Annotated in this window: 10 protein-coding genes and 2 riboswitches; of the genes, 5 read left to right on the top strand and 5 right to left on the bottom strand. The window is 59.8% G+C overall.

What is annotated here, in order from left to right:
- Positions 1-87: 87 nt before the first annotated feature.
- Both cobN and cobW read right to left on the bottom strand, forming a co-directional pair.
- On the bottom strand, positions 88-3,951 hold the full coding sequence (gene cobN / locus AC3IUE_RS18645) for a cobaltochelatase subunit CobN (protein ID WP_489263253.1): 3,864 nt from the start codon (positions 3,949-3,951) through the stop codon (positions 88-90).
- 3 nt (positions 3,952-3,954) lie between these two features.
- A complete protein-coding gene (cobW, locus tag AC3IUE_RS18650; protein ID WP_046048481.1) occupies positions 3,955-5,016 on the bottom strand; it encodes a cobalamin biosynthesis protein CobW in 1,062 nt (353 codons plus the stop codon).
- Between the two features lie 98 nt (positions 5,017-5,114).
- Positions 5,115-5,327: riboswitch (cobalamin riboswitch) on the bottom strand.
- Positions 5,328-5,503: 176 nt separating this feature from the next.
- Positions 5,504-5,732, top strand: a riboswitch (cobalamin riboswitch).
- 121 nt (positions 5,733-5,853) lie between these two features.
- Between cobW and AC3IUE_RS18655 the strand changes: the two genes are divergently transcribed.
- The 4 genes from AC3IUE_RS18655 to cobM all read left to right on the top strand — a co-directional run bounded on the left by AC3IUE_RS18655 (position 5,854) and on the right by cobM (position 8,016).
- A complete protein-coding gene (locus tag AC3IUE_RS18655; protein ID WP_008150980.1) occupies positions 5,854-6,057 on the top strand; it encodes a CbtB domain-containing protein in 204 nt (67 codons plus the stop codon).
- Between the two features lie 11 nt (positions 6,058-6,068).
- Positions 6,069-6,776, top strand: coding sequence for a CbtA family protein (locus AC3IUE_RS18660; RefSeq protein WP_489263255.1), 708 nt, complete (start codon positions 6,069-6,071; stop codon positions 6,774-6,776).
- On the top strand, positions 6,773-7,186 hold the full coding sequence (locus AC3IUE_RS18665) for a cobalamin biosynthesis protein (protein ID WP_489263256.1): 414 nt from the start codon (positions 6,773-6,775) through the stop codon (positions 7,184-7,186). The genes AC3IUE_RS18660 and AC3IUE_RS18665 overlap by 4 nt, the downstream gene beginning before the upstream one ends.
- Before the next feature lie 83 nt (positions 7,187-7,269).
- Positions 7,270-8,016, top strand: a complete 747-nt coding sequence (gene cobM, locus AC3IUE_RS18670; protein ID WP_489263257.1) for a precorrin-4 C(11)-methyltransferase — start codon at positions 7,270-7,272, stop codon at positions 8,014-8,016.
- 160 nt (positions 8,017-8,176) lie between these two features.
- Here the strand turns inward: cobM and nfuA are convergent, their stop codons facing one another.
- Together nfuA and AC3IUE_RS18680 are read right to left on the bottom strand one after the other, a co-directional pair.
- The gene (gene nfuA, locus AC3IUE_RS18675) at positions 8,177-8,761 is read right to left on the bottom strand and encodes a Fe-S biogenesis protein NfuA (protein ID WP_008150988.1); all 585 of its coding nucleotides are present in this window, start codon (positions 8,759-8,761) and stop codon (positions 8,177-8,179) included.
- 198 nt (positions 8,762-8,959) lie between these two features.
- Complete coding sequence (locus tag AC3IUE_RS18680) at positions 8,960-11,254, bottom strand: fatty acid cis/trans isomerase (RefSeq protein WP_489263259.1); 2,295 nt, start codon at positions 11,252-11,254, stop codon at positions 8,960-8,962.
- Positions 11,255-11,409: 155 nt separating this feature from the next.
- On the opposite strand from AC3IUE_RS18680, the gene metH reads away from it, so the two are divergent.
- Positions 11,410-15,120, top strand: coding sequence for a methionine synthase (gene metH, locus AC3IUE_RS18685; RefSeq protein WP_489263260.1), 3,711 nt, complete (start codon positions 11,410-11,412; stop codon positions 15,118-15,120).
- A gap of 63 nt (positions 15,121-15,183) precedes the next feature.
- Here metH and AC3IUE_RS18690 read toward each other — a convergent pair whose 3' ends face one another.
- Positions 15,184-22,260, bottom strand: coding sequence for an NEL-type E3 ubiquitin ligase domain-containing protein (locus AC3IUE_RS18690; RefSeq protein ID WP_489263261.1), 7,077 nt, complete (start codon positions 22,258-22,260; stop codon positions 15,184-15,186).
- Between the last annotated feature and the right edge of the window lie 131 nt (positions 22,261-22,391).

A 22,391-nucleotide genomic window follows, 5' to 3' on the forward strand; every position in this document is an offset into this window, starting at 1 on the left:
GACGATGGCGGCGTGTCAGCTAAAATTAATATTGAATGATCCACCGCTATCGCGAGCAAGCTCGCTCCCACAGGGTTCTGCGGCGCATTAGCTGTCTTCTTCTATGTCCAGCAACAAATTCTCCAGCGCTTCACGGTAGTCGCCCGGCTCCTTCCACATCCCACGCTGCTGCGCCTCAAGCATCCGCTCGGTCATGTCGCGCAACGCATGCGGATTATGCTCACGGACAAAATCCCGGGTCGCCGGATCCAGCAAGTACGCATCCGCCAGCAATGCATACTGGTGATCGTCGATCAGCTGCGTTGTAGCGTCGAAGGCAAACAGATTATCAACCGTCGCCGCCAGTTCAAATGCGCCTTTATAGCCGTGGCGCTTCACGCCGTCGATCCACTTCGGATTGGCTGCCCGCGAGCGAATCACCCGGTTCAGCTCTTCCTTCAACGTACGGATCTTCGGCAAGTCCGGCTGACTGTGATCGCCATGGTAACTGGCCGCCGCTTCGCCACTGAGGCTTTCCACGGCCGCGAGCATGCCGCCCTGGAACTGGTAATAATCGTTGGAGTCGAGCAAGTCGTGTTCACGGTTGTCCTGGTTTTGCAGCACAGCCTGAACCTGGCTCAGGCGCTGAGCGAACTGCGCTCGCGCCGCGGTGCCTTCGTCAGAACCGCCGTAAGCGTAGCCACCCCAGTTCAGATAAACCTCGGCCAGGTCGTCGCGGCTTTGCCACAGACGACCATCGATGGCGCCCTGCACGCCCGCGCCATAGGCACCGGGTTTGGCGCCAAAGATGCGCCAACCGGCCTGACGTTTGGCCGCGTCTTCATCCAGCCCCGATTGCATCAATGCTTCGCGCTCGGCACGCACTTTGGCCGCCAAGGGGTTGAGGTCGTCCGGCTCGTCGAGGGCGGCGACCGCTTGCACGGCGGCGTCGAACAGACGGATCAGATTGGCAAAGGCATCGCGGAAGAATCCGGACACGCGCAACGTCACGTCCACGCGCGGACGGTCCAGCAGACTCAGCGGCAGAATCTCGAAGTCGTCGACTCGCTGACTGCCGGTGGCCCAGACCGGGCGCACGCCCATCAGCGCCATGGCCTGGGCGATGTCGTCGCCACCGGTGCGCATGGTCGCCGTGCCCCACACCGACAGGCCGAGCTGGCGCAGGTGATCGCCGTGGTCTTGCAGGTGTCGCTCAAGAATCAGGTTGGCCGACTGGAAACCGATGCGCCACGCGGTGGTGGTCGGCAGGTTACGCACGTCCACCGAGTAGAAGTTGCGACCGGTCGGCAGCACGTCGAGCCGACCGCGACTCGGCGCACCGCTGGGGCCGGCGGGCACGAAGCGACCACTGAGAGCGTCGAGCAGACCGCGCATTTCCGCCGGGCCGCAGGCGTCCAGACGCGGAGCGACGACTTCGCGCAGGCTGTCGATGATGGCGCGGACGTCCGACCAAGTGGCCTCCTGTGGGAGCGAGCCTGCTCGCGAAAGCGGTGGGTCAGGCAAATCAATGTCGACTGACACTCCGCTTTCGCGAGCAGGCTCGCTCCCACAGGGGCCGGGCTCAACCTCGATACTCAACGTTTGCGAGATCAGTTGAGCGGCAAACAGTTCCAGACGTTCGCGGGTATCACCTGCCGTGCGCCAGGCTTCATCGGTGAGGGTTTGCAGTTCAATCGGACGCGGCCCGATCCAAGGTTCGGCGAGTGCGCAATCCAGTGGATCGAAGCCCAACGTGAACGCCTTGGCCAAGGCCCGCAGCAGACTCGATTGCGCCCCCCGCCCATCGCCACGTGGAATGCGCAACAACGCCAGCAAGGTGTCGATGCGCAAACGCCCGGTCGGTGATTCGCCGAAAATGTGCAGACCGTCGCGGATCTGCGACTCTTTCAAGTCGCACAAATAGGTGTCCAGACGCGGCAACCAGATCGCCGCATCGGCATCACTGTCGAGTTTTTCGTCCAGTTGCAGTTCACGGTCGATGTGCGTCTCGCGCACCAGTTGCAGGATGTCGCGCTGCAATTCCCGAGCACGGCGCGGATCGAGCAATTGCGCTTCGTAATACTCGTCGGCGAGTAATTCGAGGTTGCGCAACGGGCCGTAAGTTTCGGCGCGGGTCAGCGGCGGCATCAGGTGATCGATGATCACCGCCTGCGTACGGCGCTTGGCCTGGGCGCCCTCCCCCGGATCGTTGACGATAAACGGATAGATGTTCGGCAACGGCCCAAGCAGCGCATCCGGCCAGCAATTCTCGGACAGCCCGACGCCTTTGCCCGGCAGCCATTCGAGGTTGCCGTGTTTGCCGACGTGGATCACGCCGTGGGCGCCGTAAGTGTTGCGCAACCAGAAGTAGAACGCCAAGTAACCGTGAGGCGGCACCAGGTCCGGGTCGTGATACACCGCACTCGGGTCCACCTGATAACCCCGCGCCGGTTGTATGCCGACGAAGGTCAGGCCAAAGCGTAGCCCGGCGATCATCATTCGCCCGCCACGGCACATCGGATCGTTTTCGGGCGAGCCCCAACGTTCCAGCACGGCCTGCCGATTGGATTCGGGCAAGGCGTTGAACATCAGCAGGTAGTCGTCCATCGCAAGGCTTTGCTGACACGGACGCTGGTCGAGGGTGTCGAGGTCGTTGCTGACGCCGCCGAGTAACTGCTGGATCAACGCGGTGCCGCTATCAGGCAACTCGGCCGGCAGCGGATAACCTTCTTTATGCAGCGCACGGAGGATATTCAGCGCAGCGGCCGGGGTATCGAGGCCGACACCATTGCCGATGCGACCGTCACGGGTCGGGTAGTTGGCGAGGATCAGGGCGATACGTTTTTCAGCGTTGGGCACCCGCGCCAGATCGATCCAGCGTCGCGCCAGTTCGGCGACAAAATCCATGCGCTCCGGTTGTGGCCGATAGCAGACTACGTCCGATTGGCTGCGCTCGCTGCGCCAGGCCAGGTCTTTGAAGCTGATCGGTCGGCTGATGATCCGCCCGTCCAGTTCCGGCAGCGCGATGTGCATCGCCAGATCACGCGGACCTAGGCCTTGTTCGCTGGCGCGCCAACCGGGTTCGTTGTCCTGGGCGCAAATCGCCTGGATCACCGGGATGTTGCGGCGAAACGGTCGCAAGTGCGGTGCTTCAGGACTGGATTGAGCGAAACCGGTGGTGTTGAGAATTACGCCGGCCTCGACTTCATCCAACAGGTCCTCGACCACCGTCAGGCAGCCGGGTTCTTTCAAACTGGCCACGGCAATCGGCAAAGGGTTCAACCCCGCCGCCTGCAAGCGCTGGCAGAAAATATCGATGAATCCAGTATTGGCCGCCTGCAAATGCGAGCGGTAGAACAGCACCGCCGCGACCGGTTGATCGGCCTGCCAGTCGGCTTGCCAATCCTTCAGTTCAGCGGGGCTTTTTTGCGGGTGGTAAATCGCTGTGCGCGGCAGGGTTTGCGGCTCGGCCCAGGCGTAGTCGCGATCCAGCCAGCGATTGGCGAGGCAGCGGAAAAAATCCAGGGCATTGCTCATGCCGCCCTGACGCAGAAACTGCCAGAGCCGGTCGCGGTCTTCCGCGCCCACCGTGCTTAGCTCGCTGAGTTCCGGGTCCGGGCGATCATCGCCGGGCACCAGAATCAGCTGCACGCCGCGTTCCGACAGTTGCACCAGTTGCTCGACGCCGTACCGCCAATAGGCGATGCCGCCGTGCAGCGAAATCAGAATCACCTTGGCGTGGCGCAGCACTTCGTCGAAGTAGAGATCGACCGACGCGTGGTTCTGCACCTGCATCGGGTTGGCCAGGCGCACGCTCGGGTAGTCGTCGGGCAGTTGCTGCGCGGCTTCGGCGAGCAGCGCGAGGCTGGAGTCGCCGCTGCACAGGATCACCAGCTCGGCGGGGGTTTGTCCAAGGTCGGCAATGTTGTCATCCGACACGAAACCGCCGGGCTGGGTCCTGAGCAGGTGCATGGCTTAAACGCTGAGCGCAGCGCGCAATTGCGCTTCAAGCAGAGTGGCGTCCAGCTCCTGACCGATCAACACCAGACGCGTGGTGCGCGCTTCGTCGGCGCCCCACTGACGGTCGAAGTGCTTGTCGAAACGTGTGCCCACGCCCTGGATCAGCAGGCGCATTGGTTTGTTCGGGATCGCCGCGAAACCTTTGACGCGCAGGATGCCGTGTTGGACCACCAGTTGAGTCAACGCGTCCAGCAGCAGGCTTTCGTCGGCTTGCGGCAATTCGATGGAGATGGAGTCGAAGGCATCGTGGTCGTGATCATCTTCGCCTTCATGGTGGTGATCGTGATGGCTGTGACGGCTGTCGATGTGTTCTTCGGAGCCGGCGCCGAGGCCGATCAGCACGTCCAGTGGCACGCGACCGCTGCTGGCTTCGATGACTTTCACCGCTGGCGGCAGTTCTTCAGCCACTTCCAGGCGCACACGGGCCAGGTCTTCAGGGCTGATCAGGTCGGCCTTGTTGAGGATCACCAGGTCGGCGCTGGCCAGTTGGTCGGCGAACAGCTCGTGCAGCGGCGATTCGTGGTCCAGGTTCGGGTCGAGTTTGCGCTGGGCATCGACCTGGTCCGGGAAAGCCGCGAAGGTGCCGGCGGCGACCGCTGGGCTGTCGACTACGGTGATGACCGCGTCAACGGTGCAGGCGCTGCGGATTTCCGGCCACTGGAAGGCTTGCACCAGCGGTTTTGGCAGGGCCAGACCAGAAGTTTCGATCAGGATGTGATCGAGATCGCCGCGACGGGCGACCAATTCGCGCATCACCGGGAAGAATTCTTCTTGAACGGTGCAGCACAGGCAGCCGTTGGCCAGTTCGTAGACGCGGCCGTTGGCTTCTTCTTCAGTGCAACCGATGGAGCACTGCTTGAGGATTTCGCCGTCGATGCCCAGCTCGCCGAACTCGTTGACGATCACCGCAATGCGGCGGCCCTGAGCGTTGTCGAGCATGTGCCGCAGCAAGGTGGTTTTGCCCGAGCCGAGGAAGCCGGTAACGATGGTGACGGGGAGTTTGGCCAGTGTTTTCATCGGATGCCCTTTGGCAAGGTGGCGGGCATACGGGACGACGACCGCTGCTGCATAGGCGCGCGGAAGATTTCGCCACCGGATCACCCCGCCCGGTTGTAGTGAGAATTCGTTTCGAGGCAGGTCTCCTGGCTGACGGTGTGCCAATCGTTCGACTGGCGTTGGCTGCGCCTTCCCGCGAACCCTTTGCACAGGGTTTGCAGTGGCGTGGCAGCGAACATCACCGTTCACAGTTGCGGGGGCAGCCGCGGCATCGACCGCGTTCCCTTCTTAGCTTCGGCAGACGCCGAAGAACCTCGAAAGCGCAAGGCTACGCATCGTGTGGGGGCGGGTCAATGTCTTGTGGCGCCCTCACTGGCCCCATCGCGAGCAGGCTCGCTCCCACAGTTGATCGCATTCCCCTGTGGGAGCGAGCCTGCTCGCGATGAAGTCGCCTCGGCCCCAAGTTGAGAACCCATGCCAATTGACTCTCCGCCCCCGCCCATGCTCTCCTACACGCCTTGTTACGGGTGCCCTTCACAGGGTGAAACGGGAAACCGGTGAATCATGTGCTTTACTCTAAAGTCATGTCAGTCCGGTGCTGCCCCCGCAACGGTAAGCGAGCGAAGCGTCAGATCCACTGTGCCAGCAGTTCGGCATGGGAAGGTGATGCTTGCAGGTCAAGGCGAAAGCCAGTGCCCCTCGTGAGCCCGGAGACCGGCCCGCAACACAAAGTGACCATTACGATCACTGAATAACAAACCCGCGGTGGGCGGGCGCTGTTTGAACCTCTGCGTGCCCGACTCGCAGGGGTCTTCCATGCGCTCTAAATCACCCGCTGACAGACCAGAGGGAAGCGCCATGTCGATCATCAGCAGCACCGGCAGCAACACCGATAAAAGCACCGCCAGCACCACCAATACCCTGACTCAACGCCTGACCGCCGCCGTGTGCGCGTCGATCCTGGGTGCGTGCCTTGTGTATTTCGCCGGTTTCTCGCACATCGAAGCGGTGCACAACGCCGCTCACGATACCCGCCACAGCTCTGCATTCCCGTGCCATTGAGACCTGCTGACATGATCAAGCGTATTGCGCAAACCGCAGGGTTCACCGGGCTGCTGGCCGCCCTGCTGCTGACTCTGCTGCAAAGCTTCTGGGTGGCTCCGCTGATTCTGCAGGCCGAGACTTACGAAAAATCCGAGCCCGCTGCTGTTGAGGTTCACGAACACGCCGCAGGTGCTGTCGCCGCTCACACCCACGATGCTGAAGCCTGGGAACCGGAAGACGGCTGGCAGCGCGTGCTGTCCACCACCGGCGGCAACCTGGTGGTAGCGGTCGGTTTCGCCCTGATGCTGGCCGGTCTTTACACCTTGCGCGCGCCGACCAAAACCTCCCAAGGCCTGCTTTGGGGCCTGGCCGGTTACGCGACGTTCGTGCTGGCACCGACTCTCGGTCTGCCGCCTGAGCTGCCGGGCACTGCCGCAGCTGATTTGGCGCAACGGCAGATCTGGTGGATCGGCACGGCTGCCTCCACCGCGGTCGGCATCGCATTAATCGTGTTCAGCCGTCACTGGCTGATGAAAGTGCTCGGCGTGGCCATTCTGGCTGTTCCTCATGTGATCGGCGCACCACAACCGGAAGTCCACTCGATGCTGGCTCCAGAAGCCCTGGAAGCTCAGTTCAAAATCGCTTCGCAGCTGACCAACATGGGATTCTGGCTGGCCTTGGGCCTGATCAGTGCCTGGTTGTTCCGCCGCAAAAACGATGGTCAATACCACGCATGACTGAGATCAGCGCAGCGCCGACTTTAGTGGTCGGCCTGGGCTGCCAGCGCGGCTGCCCCGTCAGCACGCTGCGGGCGCTGCTCGATCAGGCGTTACAGGCTCATAAAATCGGACTTCACCAGATCAAGGCGCTGGCCAGCATCGACCTGAAGCGCGAAGAGCCTGGCTTGATCGAATTGGCCGAACAACTAGCACTGCCACTGATGTACTTCAGCAGCGAACAATTGGCCGGCTATCAACCGCAACTCACCCATCATTCGGACATCGCGTTCGAACGCACCGGCTGCTACGGCGTCGCGGAAAGTGCCGCCCTGGCCCTGGCCGAACACCTGGCCCAGGCACCGGCAAAATTGCTGATTTCACGACAAAAATATGCCCAGGCCACCTTGGCATTGGCCTGCGCCGCCTAAAATCCTCGATAATCCTCGCCTTCGATCATGAGCAATCTTCATCTGAAGCCTTGCTCAGCCCCTTTTTCTCACAGGAACCGACGATGACCGTCTACTTCATTGGCGCAGGTCCCGGCGACCCGGAACTGATCACCGTCAAAGGCCAACGGCTGATTCGCAACTGCCCGGTGATCATCTATGCTGGCTCCCTGGTGCCCGCCGCCGTGCTGGAAGGCCATCGCGCCGAACAGGTGGTCAACAGCGCCGAACTGCACCTGGAACAGATCATCGAGCTGATCAAATCCGCCCATGCCAAGGGTCAGGACGTGGCTCGGGTGCATTCTGGCGATCCGAGTCTTTATGGCGCCATTGGCGAGCAGATTCGCTACCTGCGCGAACTCGACATCCCGTTTGAAATCATTCCCGGCGTCACGGCCACGGCGGCCTGCGCGGCGCTTCTGGGCGCGGAACTGACGTTACCGGACGTGTCACAAAGCGTGATCCTGACCCGCTACGCCGACAAGACCGCGATGCCCGCCGGCGAAGAGCTCGGCAGCCTGGCGCAGCACGGGGCGACCATGGCGATCCATCTGGGGGTCAATCATCTGGAGAAGATCCTGGCCGAATTGCTGCCGCATTACGGCGCGGATTGCCCGATTGCGGTGATTCACCGGGCGACCTGGCCGGATCAGGACTGGGTGGTGGGGACGCTTGAAGACATTGCCGCGAAGGTTGAAGCCAAGGGGTTTCGGCGCACGGCGTTGATTTTGGTGGGCCGGGTTTTGGGCAGTGATCACTTCAGTGAGTCGTCGCTGTACCGTGCCGGGCATGCGCATTTGTATCGGCCATAGGGCCTCATCGTCGGAACGCCGCCCGGAGCAAGCTCGCTCCCACAGTTGACCGCATTCCAATGTGGGAGCGAGCCTGCTCGCGAAGGCGTCAGTGAATTTCACGCTTAAAAAAACGGCACTCACGGGTGCCGTTTTTTTATGTCTGCAGCGAACACCTTACTTAGTAGTAGGCGTTTTCTTTCTGCGTGTGGTCGGTGACGTCACGAACGCCCTTGAGCTCGGGAATGCGCTCGAGCAAGGTGCGCTCGATGCCTTCGCGCAAGGTAACGTCTGCCTGGCCGCAGCCCTGGCAACCGCCGCCGAACTTCAGCACGGCGATGCCGTCTTCGACCACATCGATCAGGCTGACCTGACCGCCGTGGCTGGCCAGCCCCGGGTTGATCTCGGTTTGCAGGTAATAGTTGATACGCTCATTGACCGGGCTGTCGGCGCTGACCATCGGTACTTTGGCGTTTGGCGCCTTGATGGTGAGCTGGCCGCCCATACGGTCGGTGGCGTAGTCGACTACCGCATCGTCCAGGAACGCTTCGCTGAACGAGTCGATGTAAGCGGTGAAGCTTTTGAGCCCCAGCGCCGTGTCTTCAGGTTTTTCTTCGCCCGGCTTGCAATAAGCAATGCAGGTTTCGGCGTACTGAGTGCCAGGCTGGGTGATAAAGACGCGGATGCCGATGCCTGGGGTGTTCTGCTTGGAGAGCAGATCAGCCAGATAATCGTGGGCGGCGTCGGTAATGGTAATAGCGGTCATGGAAACTCCTCGCAGGCTTGGGCGCAGTTTACGCCAATCATCGCGCCGTACAAAGTCCTAGTATTTTTGTCGGGAAAGAAACGGAGATCCCCTGTAGGAGTGAGCCTGCTCGCGATGGCGTCAGTTCAGCAAAATCGATGCTGACTGTAAGGATGCTATCGCGAGCAGGCTCACTCCTACAGGAGGAAGCGGTCGGACTCAAAGATTCTCGTACCTATTCATGTCCAGCACGCCCTCTTCCACCGGTTCGGTCTCGTGGACGTACCGGCTCAGGTCATGGAAGTAGAACCAGAACTGCGGATGGCTGCGGCGAATGCCCCAGCGCTCGACGATTTTTTCGAATCGATCAGCGTCCTTGGCGTTTTCCATCTCGTCCACGAACTCAGGCACTTGCTCGGCCGGGATGTTGAACATGAAGTTCGGATAGCTGCTGAGCACGCCCGGAAAAATGGTGATCGTGTCGAGCCCCGGTTGATAACGCAGGGATTCACCGAGCAGAAACGCGACGTTACTGTGCGTGCGGTTGCGCAGCAGGCTGTAGACCTCGCGCTTGCCGCTCGCCGTTTCGATGCGCAGCAGGGTCGCTTCCGGCAACTGATCGATAACCTTCAGCCCGGCCGCCGGACGCGAAGTCAGGCGACTCAACGCCTGTTCGGCGCTCTGCAAGGCCAGATCGATGTTCGGCCGTGAGCAATAAGCGCCGTCACAACGGTTGATCGGATCCGGTTTGGCGTTGAGGTCGCCGTAACGGGTGAGCAACTGTAGGGCGAAATCGCGTTTCGGGTCTTTTTCGTCCAGTACCAGCGCCGTCTCTTTGTCGTTGTCGATGGCCTCGTAGTCCAGCCACATCTTGAATTTGCCGCCGCTCTGGTACCAGTCGTCGAGGTAGTCGTCGCGCGAATTGGCCGGCATCAGGCGCAGAAAATTCTGCTCGGCGCCGTTGCGGATCAGGTCGAAGTACAGGCGCGTTTGCGCCTGATGGGAAACATTGCCGAACACGTCGAAGTTGACCGCCAACTGGTAATACGTGCGCTCCAGCAGCGGGAAGTCGAACAGCCACATCGTTTGCGGCACGTCACCGATCAGGCCTTTGTTCACCGAGGCACTGTCGAAATGCCGGAAGATCGTCAGCAAGGCGTTATCGTTACCGGCCCATAAGGTCGACCAGCTCGGCGCCGGCGCATCGGCATAACTGTCACGGCGCAGCGCCTCGTACTCGTTACGCTTGTCGCGGTAGTCATGCCACAGGCTCAGGACGCTGCCGACATCGTCATTCTGCCCCGGCATCGCCAGCAACGGCGTGGCCTGGCCGCGATACTTCGGATCGATGATGTAGAGGTCGTGCTCAGGCGCCTGGAACATTGCCCAGAAGTTATCGCGGATCACGTCGGTGGCGATCTGGCCGCGGCACACCGGGCCGCGAATAAACGTACGGACGAAGTATTCGGCGTTATCGAGCATGAATTGATAGCGCGCCTGGGCCGGGATCGCCTCGAACGTGGTGAACGGATTGGCCCGACGCTCCGGCCCGTAGCCCGGCAAGGCGTGGACCTGCCAGTTGCCGTTATAGAAGAGGCTTTTAATCCGTGCCATCTTCGCCGCGCTCAACGGGTAGGTGATGTGGGTCTTTTGCACAATCACGCCTTGCACCGGCCACAAGCGGTAATACACCTGAGTGCCCGGATCGTCATTCGGGCGGCGTGTATTGATCAGATCGATCGGCTGGCCGGGCGGCGTGCGCGAACGCACCCACTGAAAGAAATGCCCCGGCTCGCCGTCCTTGAAGTAGAGATGAGCGAGAAACCAATGCTCGAACAACCAGCGCCCCACCAGGCTTTGCCGTGCGCCCGGTGCATTGAGCAGGTTTTCCCACTGCACCACCTGCAAGACTTCTTTGGCGCTCGGCACAAGACCTTGCTCGTCAATCGGCGCGCCGGACGCCAGCCAGCGTTGCAGCGTCTGGTATTGCTGGTCGGTCAGGCCAGTGACCGCCAGCGGCATGCCCTCTTGGGGATGTGATTTGGCGTAGCCGTCAAACTCGGCCGGCAGGGCGCACATGTTTTCCCGGTTCAGACCAAGGACGATGTCCTCCGGCAACCTGGCGTTGGGTTGCAAGGGGGTTTTGTGGCCCAACTCAAGCATCCGCGCCATCAACGCGGCCTGACTGCCCTGAGCGTCGAGCACCGAATAGAAGTCCTTTTGCTGCCAGGCGCGTTTGCCGAAGGCGTCATAAAACAGCCGGGTCGGCGCGACAGCCTGGCGGCGATCGCCAACGTAGACCGGGATCTTGGTTGCGCCACGGGCAGCCCCTTCGCCACTGCCCAGATTGAGCTGACAGGCGGCGTCATAGCAGGCATGGCAGGCCACACACTTTTCGGTGAAGATCGGTTGGATGTCGCGGCTGTAGGAAATGGCAGAGGAAATGGCCGGATCCTGCGCGGCAGCGCCCCAGCTTAAAAACAGCAAAACAATGCTGATGACGCGATAAGACATGTCCCTGGTCCCGATCATGAAAAAACGCCGCGATTCTACCGGTCTGCCCGCCGCCCCAACATGAGCGATATTCATGCAAAACCGGGACATGCTCTAAAACCGCACAGGTTTGCTATTATCCCGCCCCTTCGTCATGGTCTTTCCGAGTAGTCCAAATGTCCGATCGCAGTGTTCGCCTTCAAGCTCTCAAGCACGCCCTCAAAGAGCGCATCCTGATTCTCGATGGCGGCATGGGCACGATGATCCAGAGCTATAAACTCGAAGAGCAGGATTACCGCGGCAAACGCTTCGCCGACTGGCCAAGTGACGTCAAGGGCAACAACGACCTGTTGATCCTGACGCGCCCGGACGTGATTGGCGCCATTGAGAAAGCCTACCTGGATGCCGGCGCCGACATTCTGGAAACCAACACCTTCAACGCCACCCAGGTGTCCCAGGCCGACTACGGCATGCAAGGCCTGGCGTACGAGCTAAACGTAGAAGGCGCACGTCTGGCGCGCAAGGTCGCAGACGCCAAGACCCTGGAAACCCCGAACAAGCCGCGCTTCGTCGCGGGCGTGCTCGGCCCTACCAGTCGCACCTGCTCACTTTCGCCTGATGTGAACAACCCCGGCTACCGCAACGTAACCTTCGATGAACTGGTGGAAAACTACACCGAGGCCACCAAAGGCCTGATCGAAGGCGGCGCCGACCTGATCCTGATCGAAACCATTTTCGACACCCTGAACGCCAAAGCGGCGATCTTCGCGGTGCAAGGTGTGTACGAAGAGCTCGGCGTCGAGTTGCCGATCATGATCTCCGGCACCATTACCGATGCCTCCGGCCGTACGCTCTCCGGCCAGACCACCGAAGCGTTCTGGAACTCCGTGGCCCACGCCAAGCCGATTTCGGTCGGCCTGAACTGCGCCCTCGGCGCCAGCGAATTGCGTCCGTACCTGGAAGAGCTGTCGAACAAGGCCAGCACCTACGTTTCCGCGCACCCGAACGCCGGCCTGCCGAACGAATTCGGCGAGTACGACGAACTTCCATCGGAAACTGCCAAGGTCATCGAAGAGTTCGCCCAAAGCGGCTTCCTGAACATCGTCGGCGGCTGCTGCGGCACCACGCCGGGCCACATCGAAGCCATCGCCAACGCCGTGGCCGGTTATGCGCCGCGTGAAATTCCGGACATTCCAAAGGCCTGCCGCCTGTCGGGCCTGGAACCGTTCACCATCGATCGCAACTCGTTGTTCATCAACGTCGGCGAGCGGACCAACATCACCGGTTCCGCCAAGTTCGCCCGCCTGATCCGTGAAGACAACTACACCGAAGCCCTGGAAGTCGCCCTGCAACAGGTCGAAGCCGGCGCCCAGGTGATCGACATCAACATGGACGAAGGGATGCTCGATTCGAAGAAGGCCATGGTGACCTTCCTCAATCTGATTGCCGGTGAACCGGACATCTCCCGCGTCCCGATCATGATCGACTCCTCCAAGTGGGAAGTGATCGAAGCCGGCCTCAAATGCATCCAGGGCAAGGGCATCGTCAACTCGATCAGCATGAAAGAAGGCGTCGAGCAGTTCATTCATCACGCAAAACTGTGTAAGCGCTACGGCGCCGCGGTGGTGGTGATGGCCTTCGACGAAGCCGGCCAGGCCGACACCGAAAAGCGCAAGAAAGAGATCTGCAAACGTTCCTACGACATTCTGGTCAACGAAGTCGGCTTCCCGCCGGAAGACATCATCTTCGACCCGAACATCTTCGCCATCGCCACCGGCATCGAAGAACACAACAACTACGCTGTGGACTTCATCAACGCCTGTGCCTACATCCGTGACGAACTGCCGTACGCGCTGACTTCGGGCGGCGTGTCCAACGTGTCGTTCTCGTTCCGCGGCAACAACCCGGTGCGCGAGGCGATTCACTCGGTGTTCCTGCTGTATGCGATCCGCAACGGCCTGACCATGGGTATCGTCAACGCCGGTCAGCTGGAGATCTACGACCAGATCCCGGCCGAACTGCGTGACGCCGTGGAAGACGTAGTGCTCAACCGCACCCCGGAAGGCACCGACGCCCTCCTCGCCATTGCCGACAAGTACAAGGGCGACGGCAGCGTCAAGGAAGCCGAAACCGAAGAGTGGCGCGGCTGGGACGTCAACAAGCGTCTGGAGCATGCACTGGTCAAAGGCATCACCACGCATATCGTTGAAGACACCGAAGAATCCCGTCAGTCCTTCGCTCGCCCGATCGAAGTGATCGAAGGCCCGCTGATGTCGGGCATGAACATCGTCGGCGACCTGTTCGGCGCCGGCAAAATGTTCCTGCCGCAGGTGGTGAAATCCGCCCGCGTGATGAAGCAGGCCGTGGCTCATTTGATCCCGTTCATCGAACTGGAAAAAGGCGACAAACCGGAAGCCAAGGGCAAGATCCTCATGGCGACGGTAAAAGGCGACGTGCACGACATCGGCAAGAACATCGTCGGCGTGGTGTTGGGCTGTAACGGCTACGACATCGTCGACCTCGGCGTGATGGTACCGGCGGAGAAAATCCTGCAGGTAGCCAAGGAGCAGAAGTGCGACATCATCGGCCTGTCCGGCCTGATCACGCCGTCGCTGGATGAAATGGTCCACGTGGCCCGCGAGATGCAGCGTCAGGACTTCCATCTGCCACTGATGATCGGCGGCGCGACCACCTCCAAGGCCCACACAGCGGTGAAGATCGAGCCGAAGTACAGCAATGATGCGGTGATCTACGTCACCGACGCCTCCCGCGCCGTGGGCGTGGCGACGCAGTTGCTGTCCAAGGAGTTGAAACCGGCGTTCGTCGAGAAGACCCGTCTGGAATACATCGAAGTCCGCGAGCGCACCGCCAACCGCAGCGCCCGCACCGAACGCCTGAGCTACCCGGCAGCCATCGCCAAGAAGCCACAGTTCGACTGGAGCACATACGAGCCGATCAAACCGACGTTTACCGGTGCCAAGGTGCTGGACAACATCGACTTGAAAGTCCTGGCCGAATACATCGACTGGACGCCGTTCTTTATCTCCTGGGACCTGGCGGGCAAATTCCCGCGCATCCTCACGGATGAAGTGGTCGGTGAAGCCGCCACGGCGTTGTACGCCGACGCCCAGGAAATGCTCGCCAAGCTGATCGACGAGAAACTCATCAGCGCCCGTGCAGTGTTCGGCTTCTGGCCGGCCAATCAGGTGCGTGAGGATGACATTGAAGTCTATGGCGATGACGGCAAGCCGATTGCCAAGCTGCATCACTTGCGTCAGCAGATCATCAAGACCGACGGCAAACCGAACTTCTCCCTGGCCGACTTCGTTGCACCGAAGGACAGCGAAGTGACCGACTACGTGGGTGGTTTCATCACCACCGCCGGGATCGGCGCCGAAGAAGTGGCCAAGGCTTATCAAGATGCCGGCGACGACTACAACTCGATCATGGTCAAGGCACTGGCCGATCGCCTGGCCGAGGCGTGCGCCGAGTGGCTGCACCAGCAGGTCCGTAAAGACTACTGGGGTTATGCCAAGGACGAGACACTCGACAACGAGGCGCTGATCAAAGAGCAATACACCGGTATCCGCCCTGCCCCGGGCTATCCGGCCTGCCCGGATCACACCGAGAAATCCACATTGTTCAAGTTGCTGGACCCTGAGGCCTCGGAAATGAAAGCCGGCCGCAGCGGCGTGTTCCTCACCGAGCACTACGCCATGTTCCCGGCGGCAGCGGTCAGCGGCTGGTACTTCGCTCACCCGCAAGCGCAGTATTTTGCCGTGGGCAAGATTGACAAGGATCAGGTGCAGAGCTACACATCGCGCAAGGGTCAGGAGTTGAGCGTGACCGAGCGCTGGCTGGCGCCGAACCTGGGTTACGACAACTGATGGTGGTCCCGGGAGTCGACTGGCGCGACTCCCGGGGTACTTGTGAAAGCTGCAGGGTTGACGTTACAGCCCTACCAGCGTCCGTTCTTTTTCAGACAATTCGCGCACCAACTTTCCTTGCTCGAAGAGAAGGTCTGCCTCTATCGCCTGCATGGCGGTTTTGTACTGCTCTTCGTCGCCTTCGCCGTAATTTGGATACGCCTCGTCTACATCATGCTCTCTGCCTGAAAAACCCTCTCGCACCTGAGCGAATCGTTCAGGGTATTTGTCCTTCAAATAGTCGCTCCAGTACTTGCGGCTGACCAAATCATCAATAAATGCCGATGATTGTTCTGCCGCGATCACTTCAGCATGGGCCGCATCCAGCATGACAGGCGTAACGTTGCCGCTGTAGCGCATGCCTCTTGGTTGCCCCGGCAACTCAAGTCGCTCTGCAAGGCCGATACGATAGGCTAACCGCACCTCCGCCGGATCAGTTGAACGGCGCTTTGCCTGGCGCTGGACAATGTCGCGGTTAGCGATTTCCTCGACTTTCCCAAGGCGAAACAGGCTCCTGCCAAGTCTGAACAAGACGTTGCCTTGTTGGCCCGGGGAAATTGACTTCGTGGTCTCAAATTCGAAAGCCTTGACTTCTATATCGCTGAACAACAGGATTTGACCATCAACGCAAGTTGCGCCAGACCTCGCCATTTCGAATATCGTATCCCTCAGGCCTGCGTCGCTATCGGCCACCCTCAGTACGGTATGGACCCGCCGCACAAGATCAGAACGTCCCGTCAGGAAGTCTGTCGTACCTTCCATTTTGGTCAGCAGATTGAAGAAGAACTGATTGTTTTGCGCTTGCTCGAAGTCATTCCATATCCGTATCAATTCCTCTGAGTCGGCTGTTGACGGAGCGATCCATCGCTCACGGGCGTCGGTACCTGTGACCTCATCCATATCCACTTCTACGTCACTTGCGATCGAGTCATCTCTATCGCTGTCGTTAAAGCTGCCGCTGTCGCTACTGCGGTTCAACCGCTCCAGCGCCTCGTCAATCTCTTCTGGCCTCCATCCCACAATCTCCTCGCCCTCCAGCACCTGATTACGCAGCATTAGCAGGCTCGCGCCATCCAGATCGTTGATGGCCAGATCCGTGCCCGCACGCAATACCCTGTGCTCGTCGGCCATCAGGGCCGGCGGAATGGACTCGATCATGTTGTCGTGCAAATTCAGTGCGCTGAGCGAGGGAAGCTGAAGCGCTCCCTGCGGCCAGATGACCAGGCGATTGCCACTCAGATCGAGGGCCTGCAAATGGGTAAGAGGGCTGACATCCAGCGACTCAAGCCAGTTTTGCGCCAGGTTCAATGACTCCAGGTTGCTCAATCCTGCAAACTGACGCTGGAGCTGAGGCGCATTGGAAAAACGGTTCATGACTGCCGAAAGTCGCTTGAGGCGGTTCAATGAGGTCACGGACTCTGGCAAGGTATACAACGCGTTGGCATTCAGCGCCAGGGTATGAACATGAGTAAACGCACCGAGGAAATCGCTTAGCCCCTCCCCTCTCAGATACACGTTGTTCAGGTTCAATGCACCGACATGAGCGAAGCCGGCGGGTAGAGCCGGGAGATTGCCCAAGGGGTTACCGGACAGATCAAGGACATAACCTCCCGATGCGCTCTCCACGGCCTGCACCCCACGAAGGTTCTGCCTCCAGCACGCCATTATCCGGTCAGCCGCCTGACGACGCTCGGTGGCTGCAATCCACACAGGAGGAGAGGATTCACCCATCCGCTGTGGTGGGGTTTCGATCCATGTGTTCAGGGTCTTCGTCAATGCCTGATGTTGGCTGTCCCATTTGGCCAATTGCTCATACAGGGGGCCAGCGCCGCCATGGCGTAACGTCAGCTCATCAATCATCCGTATCGCCTCGGTGCCTGGCAGATCCGGGTCAAGTCTTCGCAAGCGGGCTTGCGGGGTCAAGCGTGTCGGGTCATTGCCAGGTACAACGGGCAGCGGCAATAACAAGTCCGGATTTTGCGCGACCAGAACCGGAAAGTACTCTGGCTCACCCATGGTAATGCCCGCCTGCAAGCTGGCTCTGGGGATACCCATGGGTGTTTCGGAAGACGTACTCGCCAGCAAATCGGTGCGGGCCTTGGCCGTCAACCGACAGCCAGTCATATCGATCCTTAGAGCGTCATGGCCGGTCAGGGCAGTCTCGGGAATCGTCGTGATCGCGCTGTTGTTCAACTCGAGCCTGCCGAGGCCGGACAAGTCCAACGCACCATTTGGCCAGTCTTTAATGGCGGTATGACCCACCCGCAGGGTCTTCAAGCGGGTCATGGCGCTGACATCCAGCGAATCGAGCCGGTTATAGCGCAAGTCCAGGCTTTCAAGGGCAGACAACCGGTTCAAGCGTTGCTGCATACTCGGGGTCATTGTCAGGTGATTTCGGCTCAGCTCCAGATAACTGAGTTTTCCGAAGTTGCCCAATGCCGACGGAAGATCCTGCAGTTGATTACCACTCAGATCCAACCCGCGAATGTCGGTGAAGCCGCTCAAAAAACGACTGAAATCCTCGGATGAGGCCATCACACCCGACATTTGCAGGGTTTGCACATGGGAAAAATTCGTTGCTGACAGCGCTGGCAGTTCAGGCAGATCGCCCAGCGCCCAGCCGGACAAATCAAGATTCGATGAAATGATTTGTCGCGGCATGACACGCCATGGCCACACCGTTGAAGGTCCGGCCTGAGGTTGCGAAGACTGTGCCTCCTGCGTACCGCCATAGCGTTTACACAGACCATCACGCCAGCACTCACGAATTCGCCGGGCAACGGATTCTCGTTCCCGAGTGTTGACTTGCCGGCCATTGGCTCTTGCTGTTCGCTGCTGCCACGCCTCCAGTTGCTGTCGCAATGCCTGTCCATCCTGGCGCAGTGCATTGATCCGTGCCAGCAACGCCTGCCCTGCCAGCCCCTCAGCCTTCATGCGCCCAAGGGCAATCTTCGAAAGCTCGTCGCTTGTCTCCAGGGCGTTGTGTAGCGTGCCTTGGCAATAACGATCCAGCATTTGTCCGCTATCCAGCAAATGCGCAGGATTGTCGTGCACATACTCGTATGCCTTCACGAAGTCCTCAGTGCTCAGCCTGGCCCAGTTGAGTTTCATGCCTGGCCACAGTGATTCATGACCGGATAGCCATTCAGGGGGAAGTGTCTTGACGCTTGAGTGAGTGAGATCCAGCGACCTGAGCTGCGGCAATTGCAGAGCGCCCTTCGGCCAGGCCTCTGTCGTACCGTACACACTCAACGAATGCAGTTGAGTCAGGCGACTGACATCCAGCTCGCCCGCCATGCCGATCACGTCCAATCGTTGCAGTTGTGGCATGGCGTCTATCACCGATTGGGCAACTTCGGTGAATTCCGGACCCAGCGGCCCTGCCATCTCCAGCTCACGAATACCCGGCAGTGCCTTCAGCCTCTCGGCCAGTTGAACCCTATCGACGCCATCCTGAACTCCCAACGTCAGCGACCGGGCGTTGGGGAACTGGCGCAGAAAGGCTTCGGGTGTCTGACTCAATACTCCACCAACGCTCATATTCAGATCACTGACGTGAGGAAAGTTGCCGACCAGTTCCGGCAGGCTGTCTGCAGCGCGCACGTCCAGAGAAACCCTGGCATCGCCATCGTAAAGACCCCTCTGCTGCCAGACATATTGAATGTTTCGTGCGACTTGATGGCGGCCAGTATTCTGGCCGCCGCTGGTTATCCATTGTTCGAGCTGCGCCGTCAGTGCCTCGTATTCCCGGCCCCGCATGTTCAGAAAATGGGCGATCTGCGTTTCGGTCATGCCATCAAGCGCAAGCTTGATGACCATCAATTCCGCCACCTCATCGGAGAAGATCGGATAGACATCCCGCAACCTGGAGACCAATGAGGAATTCACCGTTGCTCCGGCACCTCGCCCGCTCAATGGGTAGCCGACCCTGCCGTCGGCCAGTCGCACCGGCGAACGGAATCGTGGCGTGGCGGCGTTGGGCACGAGGGTTTCCATCATCTGATCACGGTGGCCCATGGCATAAGTGGCCAATGTCTTTTGTAATTTGGCACCCTGCGTCACATTGGGCATGCCCAACTGAGTGCGGACGTCGTCCGGCAACGCATGCATGACCGAAGAGAAAAAGTTGTCGCCTTCTTTCGGCACGCTGTTCAACGAGTTTTCTTGCTGATCGAAGGCCTGGAACTGGTTGGCTTGATGATGGTGATAGCCGTCCTTGACCAGGTATTTGACTTGCTCGGCCGTCTCGCTACCGATGCTGTCGAGCAGTTTTCCGCCGCAATCGCCCTGACGAACTTCCAGGCGCAGGTTTTTCGACCAGCCGGGGAGTTTTTCCAGGCTGTGCAGCGCCAGGCGCTGGCTGTCGGATGACGCCATGCTCTCCAGCTGCAATCCGGCCAGGGCCTTGTTCAGCCGAGTCACCCGGGCGCGCGCACGTCCCTTGAGCAACAGACTGGTGGGAAGTCGGCCGGTTTGTTTGATCTGCAGCCGCTCCTTGGTTGTGGCATTGGCCAGGACTTCTTGTGCCGCGTCCGTCGATAGACTGGGGAAAGTACGTTGCAGCGCCTGAATTTCACGCGTTGTTGCCTTGGAATCCTGGCTGAGTGTGTCGAACAATGAAGTTTTGTTGCCCGAAAGGTGGTCGCCGAGCTGTTGTCGAAAAACCGTTTCACGCTCTGCCTCGACCCGCGCACCTTCACCCCCCAGCAAGCGAATGATTTCTTCCTCGTCCAGTGCCGCAAGCACTCGCTCGGGCAATTTCCCGGCAGACACATCCTCACGGGAAATCCTGATGCTCGGCTTCACGGATGTCGACGCCTCACCGTAGCGGGACGAAGCACCGTTCAAGCGTGCATTGTCGAACACGTCGATCACCCGCCCCTGCGGCCAACGCGGCATATTGATCACGTGTGGCAAGATCGCGTTGTAGCGGCTGTCCGGCACCGGCTGATCGAGACGAATCCGTTCAATCATTTCATTGAGCTGACGGTCGATTTGAAACTGCCGCAACGTGTCGGATAACGCTGATGGCAAGCGCAGGTTATCCGTATGGATCTTGCGCAACGCGTCGTCGTTAACGCCGCTGATATCGGCGATTTTCTCCAGCGTCGCCGCGTCAATACCGTCGGTGACCGGGCCAAGACGTCGTAACAAGGTGGCACGATCCCACCCCAGCGGGCGCTCGAAACGATGGCGCCACGCGCCCTCACCGTTGTGTTCAAGAACGGGGGAGTAAGCGTCCGGGGCCGTCGGGTGTTTGAGACGCCATTTGTTCAGCGTGGGGTCAAAGGTTTTTTCGTAGACGTTACTGTCGAGCCTGATATAGGTCTTGCCGCCCACTTCATACTGCCCAAGCTTGTCGGGCTTGAGCCCCGCCGGCAAGACCCGGTCGCTCAGGTAAGGCGTCAAGCCAGGCCGCCACAACTGTTCGCTGCCAAACGGCAATTTGACCTTCACCAGGCCATCGACGATGGGTGTGGACAGCACTTTCGGCGCTTTACTGGCAACCGCGCCTACCGCCGCCATGAATGCCACGTTCACGGCCACCGACTTCAAATAACTCCAGGCCTGATCCGTGTCCCCGATGCTCCAGGCTTCGACCCCGTGATAAATGTCCGTGGTCAGTTGCACAGCCATCACGGCCATCATTACCTCGCCCAGGCCGGGCACGAAAAATGCCGCCACGTTGAGTATGTTCAGCCCCCACTCGGCATAGCGGGCGAGTCGTTCATACCAGGCGTCATGATCGACCTTGGCCGTCGGCACCGCCAGTTGCTCGGCAGTCTCCTTGAGGCGCGTCTGGTGCCGCATGTAGAGCTCGCCGAACAGCTCCGTGTCAAAAAATTCTTCACTGATATCCAGAACCGGCTCGTCCCGGTAAACATGTTCGTAGATTCCGTCTATGTGGCCCAAGAGGGTCTGTTTACGGTAAGGGAAATCCGGGTTCCATTTGAGTGTTTGCAGAGCAGTCTTGATCTTGCCGAGGAACTTGCCCGCATCACCGTGAGGGATGAGCCTGAGGAAAGAGCGCTGGTAGTTCACATCGCGCAGCCTGTAGCTCAGGTCATTTTCAAAGGACTTGAGCGAGGCATATTCCATGACCGGCGCCACCGGGTCCCCCGGAATACAGACGATGATCCGCGAGTCCTGGTAACCCAGTACGTCAAACAGGTTTACACCCGGATTGGTCCAGCTGAAGTTGACCTTTTTACCTTTGCGCCGGCTTGCGCCAATGACAAACAGCTCACTGACAGGCGACCCCAGCACATGCAACTGACTGCAAGTGACGCGCTCACCGTCCAGTGTTGCCGACTTGTCGCCGTTGAGCACGGCCAGCAATGTGCTGTAGGCCGATGGCGTGATCAGCGATTTGAGGTGAGCGATATGGGCATGCACCCGCAGACTGTCCGTCCACGCGCCGACCGTTTGGGTGCGCACGGTGGCCACCCTGTCCGCGGCGTCAAACATCGCCGTCAGGTGTTCCTGATACTGCTTGCCGATATCCAGTTCACGGCATAGCGAGGCGAAATCGGCGGGCTTTATCGGTAGCTTCTTGATCCTGTAGCGCGTTGAAGGGCCCTTTTGCGGATAGTCCCAACCGTAAGGTCCTCCTTGAGTTTCCAGATAGGCAGCCCGTATACCTCGTTCAGCAATGACGTCACCTTCATTAAACGCCTGGTCTTCTTCAAAATTGCGCAGTGCCAACTGCAGCAGTGTCTGGTGAGTGATCAGCGAGCCTGCAAAGGGCTCGTAGAGCCAGGTCTGCGCAACATCAACTTTCAACCCGAACTTTTTTTGCAACGCCGCTTCGAGCAACGGTTGGGCGAATTCGGTGACCCCTTTGAGCCCGGTGAGTGTTTTTGCCAGGGTTTCGTTGGCGGTTCGACTGCGTTTCTGGTCGTCCCGTACAGTGTGTCGTTGGTCGCCGGAGGCCTTCTGAAACCAGTCCGGCATGGCATTTTCGGCCAGGCCTCCCGGTGTTCTCGCCCGATCCAGAGCCCGGATGTTTGCCGGGGTCAGGTGGCGTATCCGATCGTGCAGCTTTTTTTTGATGAAATGGTTGTGAAGGCCCTTTTCCTGGGCCGATGGGATTCCACTCATGTGGCAATACCTGATGCTGTCAAATGAAGCACCAGTCAATCAGCAGGTTTGTCGTCCATGGTGGTACATATTTATACCGGGTAGCGCCGGGGGCGATCTTCTTTCCGTGGGTTGTCTATGCTTGTCTTACT

The sequence above is a fragment of the Pseudomonas sp. GL_093 genome, from assembly GCF_057837605.1.